The 1243-nt window shown below is 46.2% G+C and carries 2 protein-coding genes; both read left to right on the forward strand.

The window, feature by feature from the left end; translation table 11 throughout:
• The coding region (locus WH277_RS00925; protein WP_339503842.1) for a type VI secretion system baseplate subunit TssF at window positions 1-262 on the forward strand (262 nt) is incomplete at its 5' end.
• A gap of 2 nt (window positions 263-264) precedes the next feature.
• Window positions 265-1243: type VI secretion system baseplate subunit TssG (gene tssG / locus WH277_RS00930; RefSeq protein ID WP_339503845.1), on the forward strand; the 979-nt coding region annotated here is incomplete at its 3' end.

The raw sequence follows: 1243 nt of genomic DNA on the forward strand, positions 1-1243 counted from the left end.
TGTGGGATGCAAAAGTGAACCTGTTATTAGGCGTATTCCTGGCGATGGCCTGTTGGTTTATGGTCGGGGAGTACGCTGTATGTTAACGGTGGATGAAGAGGGATTTTCGGGCATTAGTCCATACTTATTTGGCCTTATCATGGAAAACTACTTGGCTCGTCATGCTGCGATAAATATTTTTACTGAGACAGAATTACACTCAATGCAGAGAGGGCTTATTGCGCGCTGGGGAGCACGGCCTGGAAGGCGTGGAGCACTGTGAATATGAAAGAAAATTCACACGTTCAACCAATGACCTCCGAGCTAGAAACTTGGTTCAAGGAGGATGAACCCTGGAACGCGGGCTACATTAGCTTAATGCGTGCAATAGCGGCAAAGAAGAGTGATATGCCACCGATTGGTAGGGCTAAGCTTCCTGGACAGGAAGCTTTCCGCATCGGGCAGTGTTCTTATATGGCTTTTGCTCCACGTGAAATATCTGCTATTTCAATGGAAAGCGGCAAGGTCAATCTTGAGCTATTTGGTTTAGGAATATGGGGCCCTCAGGGGGCGATGCCGCTGCATTTTTCTGAGTTGGCTTATTCTCGCTCAGAAGCTTACGATAATACGCTGGTTGATTTTGTTAATATATTTCATCATCGAGCATTATCGTTGCTGTATCGTGCGTGGTTTTTATCACAGGATACGGCCTCTCTTGACCGTAAACATGATGAGAGATTTTCATTTTATGTCGGAAGCCTGATCGGTATCGATGCGCAAGAACTTATACATTCTCACTTGCCGCCACATGCTCGATTAGCATCATCTTCGCACCTGATTCGTGAATCTCGTAATCCAGAAGGGATCATTGGCGCTTTACACTATTATTTTCAGGTGCCAGTGCGAATGGAGGAGTTCGCAGAACAGTGGATACGTTTGGATAAATGCGATCAAACTATTTTGGGTGATGATGCCTGTGCGATGCTGCTTGGAGATGGGGCCATTCTCGGCAATACCGTGAGAGATTGTCAGCACAAGTTCAAGCTTATTTTAGGTCCTCTCACCCTTGAAGAATATATGCAGTTCAGTCCCTGGGGAGATGATCTTCCGGTCTTGCAGGAGTGGGTGAAAAATTTTGTTGGGTATGAGTATGCATGGGATATACAGCTCGTTTTGGCTGCAGAAGAAGTTCCCCATGCAACGTTAAATGGTACGCATCAGCTTGGCTATGCGACCTGGCTTGAAAGGCTGGATAACATAGAAC

Source organism: Erwinia sp. MYb416 (assembly GCF_037479575.1).
GTDB classification, from domain to species: Bacteria; Pseudomonadota; Gammaproteobacteria; order Enterobacterales; family Enterobacteriaceae; genus Erwinia; species Erwinia rhapontici.